The organism is Candidatus Nomurabacteria bacterium (assembly GCA_020631905.1).
Classification (GTDB): Bacteria; Patescibacteriota; Saccharimonadia; order Saccharimonadales; family VXPC01; genus JACKGQ01.
On sequence record JACKGQ010000001.1, the window covers coordinates 686,081 to 700,901 of the forward strand.

Annotated in this window: 9 protein-coding genes; 3 read left to right on the forward strand and 6 right to left on the reverse strand. The window is 42.1% G+C overall.

The features are described 5' to 3' along the window. Window positions 1–16: 16 nt before the first annotated feature. Window positions 17–2,050: an ATP-dependent DNA helicase RecG gene (locus H6798_03610; protein ID MCB9821595.1), complete on the reverse strand. Its 2,034-nt coding sequence runs from the start codon at window positions 2,048–2,050 to the stop codon at window positions 17–19. A 39-nt stretch (window positions 2,051–2,089) separates the two neighbouring features. Between H6798_03610 and H6798_03615 the strand changes: the two genes are divergently transcribed. Both H6798_03615 and H6798_03620 read left to right on the forward strand, forming a co-directional pair. Beyond that, window positions 2,090–3,088 carry a peptidoglycan bridge formation glycyltransferase FemA/FemB family protein gene (locus H6798_03615; protein MCB9821596.1) on the forward strand — a complete coding sequence of 333 codons (999 nt, stop codon included), beginning with the start codon at window positions 2,090–2,092 and terminating at the stop codon, window positions 3,086–3,088. Between the two features lie 33 nt (window positions 3,089–3,121). Next, complete coding sequence (locus H6798_03620; GenBank protein MCB9821597.1) at window positions 3,122–6,070, forward strand: penicillin-binding protein; 2,949 nt, start codon at window positions 3,122–3,124, stop codon at window positions 6,068–6,070. Here H6798_03620 and radA read toward each other — a convergent pair. The 5 genes from radA to nusA all read right to left on the reverse strand — a co-directional run bounded on the left by radA (window position 6,063) and on the right by nusA (window position 12,791). Next, window positions 6,063–7,400, reverse strand: coding sequence for a DNA repair protein RadA (gene radA / locus H6798_03625; protein ID MCB9821598.1), 1,338 nt, complete (start codon window positions 7,398–7,400; stop codon window positions 6,063–6,065). The genes H6798_03620 and radA overlap by 8 nt on opposite strands. Then, window positions 7,400–8,359, reverse strand: coding sequence for a hypothetical protein (locus H6798_03630; protein ID MCB9821599.1), 960 nt, complete (start codon window positions 8,357–8,359; stop codon window positions 7,400–7,402). Before H6798_03630 ends, radA begins: the two co-directional genes overlap by 1 nt. 18 nt (window positions 8,360–8,377) lie before the next feature. Next, window positions 8,378–10,849 carry an ATP-dependent Clp protease ATP-binding subunit gene (locus tag H6798_03635; GenBank protein ID MCB9821600.1) on the reverse strand — a complete coding sequence of 824 codons (2,472 nt, stop codon included), beginning with the start codon at window positions 10,847–10,849 and terminating at the stop codon, window positions 8,378–8,380. A 96-nt stretch (window positions 10,850–10,945) separates the two neighbouring features. Beyond that, on the reverse strand, window positions 10,946–11,662 hold the full coding sequence (locus H6798_03640) for a hypothetical protein (GenBank protein ID MCB9821601.1): 717 nt from the start codon (window positions 11,660–11,662) through the stop codon (window positions 10,946–10,948). Continuing rightward, window positions 11,655–12,791 (reverse strand): transcription termination/antitermination protein NusA, encoded by a 1,137-nt coding sequence (gene nusA / locus H6798_03645; GenBank protein MCB9821602.1) that lies wholly within the window; start codon window positions 12,789–12,791, stop codon window positions 11,655–11,657. Before nusA ends, H6798_03640 begins: the two co-directional genes overlap by 8 nt. 92 nt (window positions 12,792–12,883) lie before the next feature. Here nusA and H6798_03650 point away from each other — a divergent pair, with 92 nt between their 5' ends. Further along, the gene (locus tag H6798_03650) at window positions 12,884–14,821 is read left to right on the forward strand and encodes a M13 family metallopeptidase (protein ID MCB9821603.1); all 1,938 of its coding nucleotides are present in this window, start codon (window positions 12,884–12,886) and stop codon (window positions 14,819–14,821) included.

Sequence of the window (14,821 nt, forward strand, 5' to 3'; positions counted from 1 at the left end):
AGCCTGAATACATATACTAATTAAGGTTTGTTATCTTCTGTAAATACACTATTTTTGCGTGTAACTTCTTGTATTTTATCAGTTTTAGGTCGAGTGCTACAAATTCTTTCGCAGCTTCACGTGCTTTACTTACGAGTTTTACATCTGTCAACTTCGCAACGCGTAAATCTAGCTGTCCACTTTGCCTTGTGCCATAAATTGCACCCGGACCACGCAACTCTAAATCTGCTTCGGCCAACTTAAAGCCGTCGTCCAATTTCTCGATCAATCTTAGTCTTTTGGTTGGCGGCTCGTTGTCGTTCAAACACAAAAAACAGTTCGCTGGGCGTTGCCCACGTCCTACACGGCCACGTAATTGGTGAAGTTGGGCTAAACCAAACCTGTCTGGGGACAGAATAATCATGTTCAAAGCATTCACAATGTTGACCCCGACCTCAATAACAGTTGTTGCTAGCAATAAATTAAATTTTCCGTTCAAGAAATCAGACATTACTTCCTCTTTTTCTTGAGCTTTCAAGCGGCCATGGATAACTCCGTAGCCTAAATTTGGAAAATGTTTTTTTAACCATTCCTCTGTTTTACTGATCGAGTCTGCTTGATCAGGTGAATCAATATTCGGGCAGACCACAAACACTTGGTTTGTCGGACTAGACTGCTCTATCACTGCTTTAAATAAGTCGAGTCTTTGAGAGAGACTAATAAGTTTGGTGGTTATTTTCTGTCGGCCTGGAGGTTTCTCGGCTAAGACGCTAATATCTAGCTCACCGTAAAGAACCAACGCCAGTGAACGAGGGATAGGTGTGGCCGTCATAGTTAGAACATGAGGCATTCGAGCAGCCTTTGCCAGCAAGAACTCCCGTTGATTAACGCCAAAACGATGTTGTTCGTCAATAACTAATAATTCGAGATTCCGAGCCTCTACATATGATTGGAACAAAGCATGTGTGCCGATAATTAGCTTAATCTTCCCTGTTTTTAAACCATCGATAACCAGCTTGCGCCGAGGTGTATTTAGAGAACTACTCAATAATGCAATCTCACCGTCTTCCAGATTCTTGCCGAAGTATTCTTGCATAGACTGAAAATGCTGATTAGCAAGTAGCTCAGTCGGTGCCATTACGGCAACCTGGCCTCCAGACTTAATGACATTAAATGCAACTATAGCAGCGATAGCAGTTTTGCCAGAGCCGACATCACCCTCCACCAGACGGTTCATAGGATGAGTGGCTTCAGACATATCTTTTAAAGCCTGCCAAGCTGTTAGTTTTTGTCCTGGTGTCAACTTAAATGGTAGACCGTCAACAAATCTTCTTAGCGAACTTTCCTTAATTTTTATATGTCGACTACGGTATTTTTGTAGATCGATTCTTAATAACTGACTAGCCAAAGTGACCTCAAAAAGTTCGCGAAAACCTAGATCTGCTATTGCCTCTTGCAGTTCTTGAGAATCATTCGGTAGATGAAGTTTCCTTAAAGTGTCTGCAAAGGATCCGATGCCAGCGAAATCGATGATTTCTTGCGGCAAATACTCCTTTACACTTTTGAAAACGCTCTCATTTTGAACCAGTAATTTACGCAACTTATGGCTAGTGATTCCTTTAGTCTCCGGATAAACTGGCAGAATTCTGGCAGTATTTGCTGGAAAATCACTAACTAGTTCGATACTAGGATTGAGTAAAGTCAGGAATGTCCCTGAAAAATCATACTTTCCAGATAGAAAATACTCTGCGTTTGCTTTGATACTTGCAGCTCGATACGGCTGATTGAACCAAGTTACATGCATACTTCCTGTGGCATCGCTCGCAAGCGCAGTTGTAACGTGTAGACCACGTTTTCGACCATAAAGCGACTTAATATTAGCCAAACGTGCACGGATACTAATCTGGCCAGCCTTAGCATCTTTTATTAAGGTTATTTTTGAATAATCTTCGTATCGCTTAGGATAATGATTAATTAAGTCGCCTAAGTTTTTTATGCCTAGTCGCCTTAAGGCTGAAGCGGTTGCTGATCCGACTCCATTCAGCTCTTCAACTTTTGTTGATAATTGCATATCTAGGATTGTACCGCATTCGAATGCTATAGTAACAAGGTGAATCAACAAACAGAGTATCTCGAAGCATGGAAGAAACTTCGTATGCATGTGCTCCAGTCTCCAGCATGGGCAAAAATTAAGCCTAACTCGCAGATGTATATCATAGAAGGTATTCCAACCTTAGTTCAGCTTAACCGAAACCCGATTAATCGATGTCCGTACGCTCAGGTTTTGAAAGCTGGCTATGACGGCATGCCTGCCGATAAATGGTTGGATTCACTCGGCGAAAAACTAAAAGCAGACTTCCCAAAATTAAGTCACATATATATCGAACCTAATGGTCACCTTACTAAGTTGCCAAAGAGCGTCTGCTACTGGGGCTTAAAACCGATTAATGCCCGGTATACTGTAGTCAATGACTTACAGAAAGACCAAGAATCTATCTTCGCCGCCTGTAGTAAATCTCACCGTCAGAACATCCGAAAGGCCGAACAGGCAGGTTTAATAGTAGAAACCTACGACAGTGGTGATTTAGCAGTTGATCGGTTTTGCGCAGTCATGAATGCTGTTTCGACGTCAAAAAATTACATAAAATTCGAGCTAGATTATTATCGAAAAGTCTGGCGAGAATTATCAGAAAATCAGATGGCTTATATTTCTGTTGGTAGCCTAAACTCTGAAGACATCGGAGCCTACATGGTCGCCTATGCAAATGGTGCAGCATACCAGTTCTACGGTGGACGAACCCAAAAAGGTCGCGATCTTAAGTTAGCCCAAGGCTTTGCTTATCAAACATTTATGCATGCTAAAAAACTTGGCTTAGGTAAGTACGATATGTGGGGTATTGCACAGTTTGATCAAAGTGGCCAACTTGACCCGAACGATGAATTATATGGCATTGGACAGTTTAAAGTCGCTTTTGGGGGCGAGAAGCAATCTAGTGGGCAAAGCTTTAGTGTTGTTTACAATCGGTTTAACTACCATGTTTTTGTGGTATCTAAATCACTTCAACAGCGAGTCATAAGTCTTCGGAAAAAGCTATTCATTAACCACTAGTCTGATATAATATTGTCACTCTAAGAGGTACAAATGAGTAAACTGAAAAATGTTAAGACTGGGTTTTCTAAGTTGTTCAAAAACGTCAAAAAGCGTTTTCAGAAAGTAAACAAGAGTCGTAAAACTAAAAAAGATGCTCGTGCTAGAAAAAAGGCCGAGTATTTAGCAACCTTACCTAAAGGCCGAGTAAAGAGATTCTTGTATCGTCTTCATCCTAAGCGGGTGATTAAGTATTGGTTTAGCCGCCAAGGCGCAATTATGGCACTTAAATTGACCGGTATCGGCATAGCTTCGATGGGCTTGTTAATATTTAGCCTATTTGCATATTATCGTAAAGACTTACCAACTAATTTTTCAGACTTGCAAGCATGTGTTCAGGGTCAGACTACCGAATATTACGACAGTACCGGTAAAACTCTCCTATGGGCGTCAAAAGGTAATGTCGAATGTACACCTGTTAGTCTTAAAAATGTCAGTAAGTATCTTGTAGATGCAGTTGTCGCAACTGAAGATAAAGATTTTTACACGCATGGTGGCTTTAAAAGTTCTTCGGTGCTGCGAGCGGCTGTGGCCAACTTTACAGGTGGTGGTCGAACCCAAGGTGGATCAACAATTACTCAGCAATATGTTAAAAATGCTATCTTAAAAAACACCGAAAAAGTGTATTCACGTAAAATTAAAGAACTAATCCTGTCAATTGAGCTTGAACGGTCATTTACCAAAGATGAGATATTAAACGCCTACTTAAACGTTGCCTCCTTTGGTTCGGTCTATGACGGTATTGAAGCCGCATCTCGGGGATACTTCGACAAATCAGCTAGCGAATTAACCCTCGATGAGGCAGCACTCTTGACTGCAGCTATACCTTCACCAACATATTACTGGAGCAATCCAGATGTCCATGTCGAAAGACAACATTATGTACTTAAATTAATGCGTGAACAAAACAAGATAACCCAAGAGGAGTATGAGCAGGCACTCGAGGTCGATACCTTAGCTAAAGTAATAACAGACCGCGACCAGTTTGAAGGAATTATCGCTCCACACTTCGTCTTAGAGGTTGAAAAGCGCTTAATTGCCGAATACGGCGAAGAAGTACGCAAACTAGGCTTTAAAGTCTACACAACCCTCGACTTAGACGCGCAAGCACTCGCCCAAAAAAGTGTTGATGCTGCTATACCAATGCTCGAATCTAGAGGCATGGACAACGCCGCTGCCGTGGCGGTAGATGTTGAAACAGGCAAAGTTATTGCTCATGTAGGTAGTCGTGACTTCCGATACCCGGAATTCGGACAGACAAATACAGTTACTACACCGCGCGATCCAGGTTCGGCATTTAAAATATTCGATTATTCCAGTGTAATCGAGAACACTACTGATTGGGGTGCCGGAAGTACTTTTTACGACTATCGGACTACCTTTGCTCCTGGTTACACACCAAAGAATTATGACGGTGGACACCGTGGTCCGGTTAGCATGCGATACGCTTTTGGTCAGTCGCTAAATATTCCCGCCATTAAAGCCATGTATATTGCTGGAATCGAAAAAACTCACGACATTGCGTATAAAGCGGGTCTTCGATCTGGCGTAAATTGTGGCGGATATTGTGGCTTAGCGAGTGCTATTGGTAGTGGCGTGGAGCTAAGACTCGACGAAATGGCTAATTCATACGCAACCTTCGGTCGACTCGGCAACTACCAACCTTTAACGTATATCGACAAGATATACGACAGCAACGATCAGCTAATTTCTGAGTGGACACCTGGGCCTGGAGAAGATGTAATAAATCCCGAAACAGCATATATCATCAATAATATTTTGTCTGACCCAAGTGTCAGATTTACCCAGGGCTTCAATATTAGTGGGGTCAAAATGGCGATCAAGACTGGAACAACAGATAACTTTAAGAACAACACTGTTTTTGGTTATACGAAAAAAGTAGCCTTTGGCGCGTGGATGGGCCATCATGATGTGACTCGCAGTTTCAACGAGTCGTACACAACCGCCATCAAAACCACCATGATTCAAGCCTTTATGAAGGACTTCAATTCAAAATTGCCCGAAGAACAGCGTAACGACTGGGAAAAACCAGAAGGTGTTAAATACGTTCGTATCGACAGAACTAGCGGCTACCAGTCAGACTCAGGACAGGCTGATCTCTTCCCATCATGGTACGTACCAAAACGCCAAGATAAGTCTCAGACAGCAGAGATTGACGTAGTTACCGGTTTACGTGCCACCGAATGTACGCCTGACCGCGCACGCCAGGTAGTTAACGGCGGCAATCTACTCGCAGAACTCCCAGAATCTGACCCAAATTATAGTGCCTGGATGAAACCAATTATTGCCGCACTCGGACCAGTAGTCGGGGGTGAAATTCCTAAAGATGAAGATGATCTGCATAACTGCGACGACATTAGACCAAGTATTAGTTTTGTCAGCTCACCGGCCTCGTGTGACGGAAGTTGCGTAATTACTGTCAAAGTCACCAAAGGTACGCACCCACTCGATACTGTAAACCTAAAAGTTGATGGTCAAATTATTCCAGGCGGTTCAAAAAATGTTACGAGTAATGGCAATGTCGACTTCTACTATACTGTTGCAGTCGATGGTAATAAACGTGTAACAGCCGAGGTTGTCGACAGCGCGTTGTATGACGCTTCGATAGATACGAACATAAATTTCTCAATCAGTGAGCCAGTACTTTTCGACCCAATTGGCAACGGGGTGAGTTTTACTGGTGGTCCTGGACCAACCTACGAAGTGACCGTCAACTGGTCGAAAGAGAGTTCTAATTTAAGCATTCAGTTTAGTGGTGACTGTTCGGGTAATGTCACCCTGCCCAGCGCTGGCACCAGCAGCAGCTTTAATTCTTCTGGAAAAGTAAACATCGGCTCAGAAGGAAACTATTGTTCGGCCAACCTATACGACGACGGTATTTTGGTTGATCAAGACAACTCGATATATATCCCAGCTACTTAGGTTTGGTAGATTTAAGGTGAGTATTTAGTGCCGAACGTAATTCGAGTATCTCACCTCGAACAGGACCGATGATAGTACTAAAACCAAGCTTCTTGGCCTCTTTGTTACGTTTATCTGCATATGTCACACTACGTACCTCACCACCCAGACCAACTTCACCATAGACAACCGTATCAGGATTAAGCGCTAAGCCCTTTACCGAACTAGCGATTGCCATGCATACGGCAAGGTCGGCGGCCGGATCGGTCAAATTTATGCCACTAGCAACGGATACATAGATGTCCGTTTTTGCTAAGGATAATTTCGTTCTTTTTTCTAGAACAGCCACTAGTAAATTCAGGCGATTTTGATTAATACCAACGGCAGTTCGTTTTGGATACCCAAACTCACTTGGATTTGTAAGTGCCTGTATCTCTACCAGCAGCGGGCGATTTCCCTCGACTGCCGCAAAAATTACAGATCCATCAACTAATATACGCTCAGCTAGCAATGCCTTCGAAGGATTATCTACAGCCACCAAACCGATTGGAGACATCTCTAATACGGCAACTTCATCGATGGAACCATAGCGATTCTTATTTGCGCGTAATAACTTAAATCCGGCGAACTTATCTCCTTCTAGTTGCATGACTACATCAACTATATGCTCAAGTATTTTAGGGCCAGCAATCGAACCTTCTTTTGTTACATGACCAACCAAAATTATACTTGTCTGAGTTTGTTTGGCTGCCGCGATAAGCATCTGTGCCGAACTAACAATTTGAGACACCCCACCTTGCGAACCAGTAACTGCGTTAGTAGATATAGTTTGGATTGAATCGACAACTACTAGTTTATAGTCAGAAGACTTGATTGTGACCGTAATATCATCAGTGCTATTCGTACTGACTATATCGAGTTGATTTTTATCTAGTTTCAGACGTGCTGCCCGGGCAGCTACCTGATGCTCCGATTCTTCGCCGCTGACATATAACACCTTTGAATCCCTCGATACTCCAGCCGCTAACTGCATTAATAGCGTACTTTTACCTATACCTGGTTGACCAGCTAATAGAATCACTGAACCTGCGACGATACCACCGCCAAGCACTTGATCAAGCTCTTCGAACTTTGTGGTTAACCGAGTAGTTTCGATCTGGGTTTTAGCTTCCGAGAGTTTGCTAACTTGAAGCGTTTTGCCAGACACTTGCTTGCCAGCCAGTACAAGATCAGACGTTTCAAGTTTGTCTAAAGTACCCCACTCACCGCAATCAAAACACTTACCGCTCCAAGTACTAGATTGTGAACCACAATTTGTGCAAATATATGTTGTTTTTGGTTGCCTGGCCATTACTTGGTCTCCAGTGATTTATAGTGACTATCTAAACTCTGGGCTAAGTTATTCTGTTGTACACCCAAAAGATTTCGCGCGTTAACAATGTCATTATAATCCGAGATTAGTTGTTTTAAATTTTCGACAGCCTGATTATATATCTCTACAAGCCGATTATACTCAGGAACAGAATCGTTATATTTGCCGTACTCTTCAGATGCATAAAACAGATCAAGTTTTTGGCGTTTCTGATCTAGCACCTCAACCTGGTTTTCTATCGTGGCTTCTACTGATCTAATATTCAGAGATAGACTAACTAGTTGTTCATCATACTGAGCTATTTGTTTCTCTAGTTTAAGAAACACACCCTCATATCTTTGACTAGCTGCGACAACCTCCGACCGATCGACAAAGTATTTAGAATAATAATCTTCCAGAAAGCTTGGCAAGTTCGCAACTTCTGTCCCAATAATTGAGTGTAGCTCATTAAAACGCGCCTCATCCGAAAGATCACCATAGCTCTTGATAATTTGTGTGATTCTAGAGTTTACAATATTTGCTTCGGCGACTTTTAGCCAATCGTTTACTGATTGCTTTTCATCACCACTGAGCCGAGCATAGGCAGCATGGAGCATTTCATGAGCTGCAGTTATTTGCTTTACATCTGAAAGTTCTGTCGCATCGACATTATATAGATAGATATTTGTCCCATTATAGCAACCTAGAACCACCGACTTTTCTTTTTCGGGGCAATGCAGGTTAAATTCATCGGCCGTTAAGAGTTCAGGATGATTTACATAAAAAAGCTTACGGCCATAATCGTTCAAGCTAGCTTTATCTGCTAAATCAACAATCTCTGATCCAGGCTGGTATCCGCGCAATCTATACCAATCACCTATCTGATATCTAAAAACGTAAATAATAAACGACAAAGTCAATGTCGTAATTAAACTAAATACGAATGCCAACCTCTTCATTAACAAATATATTATACTCTATTCTGAGAGCTTCTCGAGAGTCGGTTTACCTAGCTTAAGGGTAGCTTTTAATACAGAATTCTCTTCGATATTACCTGCCAGTAGACCTTCTGCTATTAAGTCTTCGAGTTCTTCTTGGATTAAACGTCGCAGTGGTCGCACACCATTTTTGATATCAAACCCTTTGTCTACTAGCCAATGCTTAAGACTGGTAGTTGGTTTAATGGCTAGCCTTCTTGCTAGTAGTCTCTGATTTAGGTTGTCTAGTTGAACATTAACTATCCTAGATACGTCTTTCTTTGTGAGTGCCCTGAATACAATGGTTTTATCAAACCTGTTTAATAACTCAGGTCTCATAAAACGTTTTAGTTCATCTTTAACTTTCGTCTGGTTTAGTTCGTGGAGTTTCTGAGACTCATCTAGTTCGCTTTTTGAATCAGCCGAGAAACCTAATGATACTTCTTTTTGTAATTTTTCCGCTCCAATATTGCTGGTTAATATGATTACTGTATTACTAAAATCTACAACCCGACCCTTAGCATCAGTTAAGCGTCCGTCTTCCAAGATTTGTAATAGCACATTAAAGACATCTGGATGTGCCTTTTCGATTTCGTCGAACAGAACCAAACTATACGGCTGTCGCCTAATTTTTTCTGTCAATTGACCAGACTCTTCATAACCAACATACCCTGCCGGCGCTCCGACAAGTCTAGCGACCGTATGCCGCTCGCCAAACTCACTCATATCAATTTTTATCAAGGACTCCTCTCGACCATAAAATTCTTTAGCCAACGCCCTTGCAAGCTCAGTTTTGCCAACTCCGGTTGGCCCCAAGAACATAAAGCTACCGATTGGTCTACCCGACGAAGCGATACCACTTCGGCTACGACGAATAGCTTTGGCGACTGCTTCGAGTGCTTCAGTCTGGCCTATCACATGTTTTTCTAATCTTTTCTCGAGGCTTAACAAACTTTTAGCTTCGGACTTGACTACTTGTGAAACCGGAACTTGTGTCCATAAAGAAATAACCGCAGCCAGATCATCAGAACTAAGCTGAAGTCGTTTACTTGATGGTTGTTGCCGCCGAGCGACCTGTAATGCCTCTTGGAGGTCTTTTATCTTCTGTTTGTAGCGAGCGGCCTTTTCGTAATCTTCTGAAGCGGCTGCTTCGTCCATGCGCATCGTCATTAGATGCAGATCTTTTAGTAGCTTGCGCTGTTTCGGATCAGATTTACCGCGATCAACGCGAAGATGCGCTGCCGACTCATCTAGCAAGTCGATCGCCTTATCGGGCATGTATCGGTCATTTATATACCGATCACTTAATGTAACTGCATCTTGTAAAACCTCATCACTCACGCTTATACCATGATAATCTTCATACTTGTGCTTCAGGCCACGGAGTATCGCCAAAGTTTCTTGCTTGTTGGTTTCGGGCACCATAATTGGCTGAAAACGTCTTTCAAGTGCAGCATCTTTTTCAATATGTTTTGTGTACTCATCAGTAGTGGTCGCACCAATTACCTGAATTTTGCCTCGGGCTAAAGCTGGTTTAAGAATATTGCCTGCATCGATGGCACCTTCAGCTGCACCAGCTCCGACAAGCAAATGCAGTTCGTCAATGAATGCAATTGTACGGTCATCACTAGTCAACTCTTCTATGACTTTTTTTAATCTTTCTTCGAATTCACCACGATATTTTGTACCAGCGATCATCCCAGGAAGATCGAGTAAGACTATTCTCTTGTCCAATAAACTATCAGGTACATCTTCTGTAATTATTTTTTGGGCTAGACCTTCAACGATTGCCGTCTTACCAACACCTGGCTCACCGATCAAAACTGGATTATTTTTGTTGCGTCGATTTAAGATTGTAATTGCTCGACGTATTTGTGATTCTCGTCCCACTACCGGATCTAGCTCGTTGGCTCTAGCTTTTGCAGTTAAGTCTGTGCCAAAGATATCTAAAGCAGTTTTTCCTTTTTTACTTTTTGAACTTTGGATTCCAGCCCTTTCGATTGTTTCAACACCTTGTTTGCCTAATAAACTTTCTACTACACTATTCAGACGATTTAAGTCGACATTCATGTCTTTTAGTAATAAGGACGCCCGTGCGTTTTTTTGACTAATAAGACTATACAAGATATGTTCTGTGCCACACATATCTTGGTTAAACTCTTGAGCTATATCCCAACTCATCTTTAAGGTCAGCTTGGCTGTTTCACTCAAACCCTTACTGCCAAGATTAATAACTAGTGTCCTAGGCGTTAAGTTAAGCGCCAATCTGGCACGATCATAAGTTACCCCGACATCGGATAGTAACTTGGCTCCGACCGACCCTCCTTGCCTTAACACACCCAGTAAGATATGTTCTGTACCTACATAAGCAGAACCAAGCTCAGTAGCAATTGCGTCAGCAAATCTCAAGCTCTTAAGCGCGTTATCGGTGAAGTTATTCAAAAACTCTTCGAAATCTGGATTAAACTGCATGTATATTTCGTACCCTTATCTATTGGTAGTTCAAGTATAGCTTAATTTAGCACTCATAGTCAATGAGTGCTAAGTAGTTTTATTTTTTCGTTAGTATTAATTTGTTGTTTGGTACCTAAAATTGATAGCCAATGCAGCTAGTTTGGCTAACTCAGAGTTATCACCAAGATGGTCTAATGCGTAATCGACAGCCTCAGCACCAGGAAATGTCCACCGTGCGTAACCATAAATTGCACCAGTAACTCCTAAACCGAGTATGCCCATGTTAGGGTACAAAGACATTAGTGCTATTGAGCCGACTCCAGTTAGTAGTGCAGACCGTTTATCTTGTCTTAATTGCTCACGAAGTTCTGGCATTGCCGCCACACCAAACCTCCGATAATATCCCAGATACATGGCTCGAAGTAGTTCAAATCTTACCGCTCCTTGGTAAATTTGTTTCGGGCTAACTCTCTCGGTATCCCTATTAGGAGTTAAACCATTAAATAAAGTCATCCCTATAAAACTAGGATTACTAGCTGACTCTAACTGAAACCTTAGATCCCAGAACCTACCCCAGAAGTTTGTTAGAATTGTGGGTTTAGAATCTAATGGTTTCTGATTGAATTTTTTTGTTTTACGCTGACTATCATCTACGATCCAGAGTGTCTGATCAGCCCGAACCAAGTTCATAGCTTGACCAAGTTTATGTACGTAATATTCATCATACACAACTAGACCGTGGCCGGGAATAATTAGTTCAAGCTGTTGACCAGGATGTTCGGGTTGTCCATCTACATAGTCGTACCAACCCGTTCCGGTTCGGCTACTCATCTGCTTTGGAATTAGACTCCAAGGCTTCGATCAAACTTTCCTCAAGTTCTTCTTTGCGCTTGAGCTTAGGTGCTTGAGCTTTAGGTACTTCATTCTCATCAATGATGTCTATTTCATAGCCGGTCAACTTACCAGCTAACCTAACGTTTTGACCAGCACGACCAATCGCTACACTCAGCTGCTCATGAGCCACCACTACCCTGGCTCGTTTATCGCTATCGTTTAAGGTCACACTCAGAACTTCTGTCGGACTTAGTGCGTTTGTAATATATTCCTTGATTTCACCCGACCAGACAATAATATCGATCTTTTCCTGATCGCCAATTTCAGAGTTAACTGACTGTACCCGAGTTCCATGACCGCCTACAAAAGTTCCTACTGGATCAATATTTGGCACATTACTAGCGACTGCCAGCTTGGTGCGAACGCCTGCTTCACGAGCAACATTCTTTATTTCAACAGATCCATTTTCCATTTCTGGAACTTCGGCCGCAAACAACAGCTTAATAAATTCAATTGATCCACGGCTTAAGACTAGTTGTGGGCCCTTAAAGCCTTTCTCAACGTCTTTTAGATATGCCTTGAGGCGTTGTCCCGGATAATACCGCTCACCTTGAATCTGTTCACTCTGAGGCATTATGCCCTGAGCCCTACCAAGTTCTAATCGAATAACTTTCGGCTCGACCCGAGTCACGACAGCGTTAACAATTTGGCCGATCTTGTTCTCGAACTCTGCCATTACAATCTCGCGCTCTGCTTCACGTAGACGTTGAAGGATGACTTGTTTTGCAGTCTGAGCCGCGACTCGACCAAAAGTTTCGGCTTTGTGGTGTGTTTCTAAAATATCACCAACTTTGGCGTCTTTTTTTCGTTCCTTGGCCTCGGCAAGAGTTATTTGATTGACTTCATCTTCAACTTCGTCGACTACTTCTGTAATTTCATAAACGTCAACCTCTCCAGTATTTAAGTTTATGCTAGCACGCACATTCTGATCGCGAACTCCGTAGTCGCGTCGCCATGCTGCGGCTAATGCTTGTTCTACAGCATCTTGAACTACCTCTTCGGGTAGATTTTTTTCTTCGGCAAGCGTGTGCAGTGCAAGTACCATTTGTTTAACATCTAAGTTCATTTTCACCTCATCTTTGATTAAAAAACCCGGGCCAATCGGTCCGGTTCTGATGAGCGTATTTTAGCAAATATGCTATCCTTTGTAAATCCTATATGAATTTAATCTACCAATTAGACAATAAAATCCTGCCAGGTGACGACTTATATCACCATGTAAATAACAATTGGCTTCATAAAAATCCACTGCCACCAAGTGAATCACGTTGGGGAACTTTTAGCGAACTCCGCGAAAAATCATTCAAAGACCTCAAAAAAATCATTGAGGAGCTCAAAAATGAAGGTCCAAAAAATTCTAAACAACAGAAAATCATAGATTTTTACATCTCTGGGGAAACTCGCGATAAATACCACCAAAAGTCTGTAGAGAAGATTAACGAATTAATTAATATTATCCAAAAAGCAGAAAACCCGAATCAACTTGGTCAAATCCTTGGGACTCTCCATCGTTACGGTATTAACCCTTTTTGGAATCTATTCGTAGATTTAGATGACAAAAATTCTCGCGTACAGGTTCTCAGATTGGACCAAGGTGGCTTAACCTTGCCAAGTAGAGATTATTATCTAGAAGATTCTACACACATGGCCAAAGTTCGCAACCAATACTCCATATTCGCACACAAACTATTAGAAAAACGAGATTTTACACCATTAAACTTTGAACCAATTTTCGAAATTGAACAGAGACTGGCTGAGTACAGCTGGACACCAGCAGCTTGTCGAGACTCAGTTAGAATGTATAACCCGTTCAATCTGAATCAGTTAGCTCAAACAATACCTTCATTTAATTGGATAGATTATTTTCAGGCAATTGGCTTACCTCGAACGGATCATTTAGTCCTCGACCAGCCAGATTTTTTCGAAAAAACTATCCAATTCGTAATCACTTCAGATTGGGGCGAGATCCAAGCTTACTTAATTTGGTCCGTGCTAATGTCTTACGCAGGTAAAATAAATACCGAATACTCCAACCTATTCTTTGAATTCTTTGGCAAGGTTGTGTCTGGCCAAGTAAAGCAGAAGCCCCTTTGGAAGCGTCTGTTGATAGCTGCAGACTCTGCTGTAGGTGAACTGCTCGGCGAGATGTATGTAGCAAGTGTTTTTCCGGAAACTAGCAAGCACACCATACTCGAGATGGTCGAAAAAATTAGAGATGTGTATTCCAAAAGAATTTCAAATTTAGATTGGATGTCACCTAAATCGCAGAAAATTGCAATCAGTAAACTTAATAACATTAAGGTCAGAGTCGGTTACCCAGACAAATGGCGAGATTACAGTCATCTAAAAATAGATCGATATAACTTTATAGGCAACTTACTCGCAGCCGCAGAACACGATACTAAATATAGCTTAGATAAAGTTGGTAAGCGGCCTCCGATCGAAGAGTGGCACATGACCCCACAAACTGTTAACGCATATCACGATCCAAATCGTCTAGAAATAGTTTTCCCGGCAGCAATTTTACAATATCCATTTTTTGATCCGAACTCTCACTACGCCGCAAACTTGGCAGGAATAGGCTACGTTATTGGTCACGAGTTCACACATGGATTCGATGATCAAGGTTCTTTGTTCGATGCTAACGGTGAGTTAAAACCATGGATGACAAAATCCGAAAAGCAGAGTTTTCATCTACGCTCAAAATATATCCGAGAATCAGCCAACAATTTTGAAGTTATCGATGGTGTCTTTATGATTGGAGATTTAGTTATTGGCGAAGCAATTGCTGATCTTGGTGGAGCAGAGCTTGCGTGGCAAGTGTTGCAGAATGAGTTAAGTGCTGGGGCAATCAGTCATACTGATTCAAATGGATTAGACGCAGAGCATGTTTTTTTCTACGCCCTCGCCACCGTCGAAAGACAAAACGAATCGGCAGAATCGGCGCTACAAGCCGCCAAGTCTGATCCACATCCAGATCCTAGATTTCGAGTTAACGGCATCGTACCTCATATGGACGCTTTTTATAACGTCTTCGAAATTAGCCCAAATGATCGACTTTATCGAGCCCCAAAGACTCGTTCAAAAATCTGGTAG